1 pseudogene is annotated in these 648 nt (G+C 37.8%); it reads right to left on the bottom strand.

Features of this window, described 5'->3' with window-relative positions:
* Positions 1-474, bottom strand: a pseudogene (locus Q428_RS14260) (group II intron reverse transcriptase/maturase); the annotation flags it as partial.
* Positions 475-648: the final 174 nt, after the last annotated feature.

The raw sequence follows: 648 nt of genomic DNA, 5'->3' as shown, positions 1-648 counted from the left end.
GTAGCTATTATCAGAAAACTTCTTTTCATATATAGGTGTTAAAACTTGAGCGATAGCTTGCTGAATAACTCTGTCTACTACAGTAGGTATCCCAAGTAATCTCTTCCCTCCATCAGGTTTTGGTATTTCCACTCTCCTGACAGGTTGTAGTCTATATCTTCCTTCCAGTAGTGATTGCCTTAATTCCTGTCCATGTTCTTTTAGGTATTGTAGAAGTTCATCTACTGTCATACCATCAATCCCATGACTTCCTTTATTGGCTTTTACTCTTTTATATGCACTGTTCATATTATCCCTTGATAATATTTGCTCAAGTATGTCACTACCGTATTCATTGACATCGTTTCTTCCTTTATTGGACATGGAAGAAATACTATGCACTTCTACATTATCTTTGAGTTCCACTCTATTTTTATATAGATAGCCTTCTTCATGAAGTTGTCTGCTTTCATCATATTTCTTCGTGTCTTTCAAAATTCTGAAACCTCCTATTGTTCAGTCCTTCCCACGCTAACGCGTATTACGTGGTACTATGACCTCTGCTGACTTCTGATAGTTCAGCCATACATCACTGCATGGGTTGTTATTTCTAAATTCATATCCATAACTTATCTATCAGACCTCCCCGGGTAAGAGCGACCGCCTTCA

This window comes from Fervidicella metallireducens AeB (genome assembly GCF_000601455.1).
GTDB classification, from domain to species: domain Bacteria; phylum Bacillota; class Clostridia; order Clostridiales; family Caloramatoraceae; genus Fervidicella; species Fervidicella metallireducens.
This window is presented reverse-complemented; position numbering and strand designations above follow the sequence as displayed.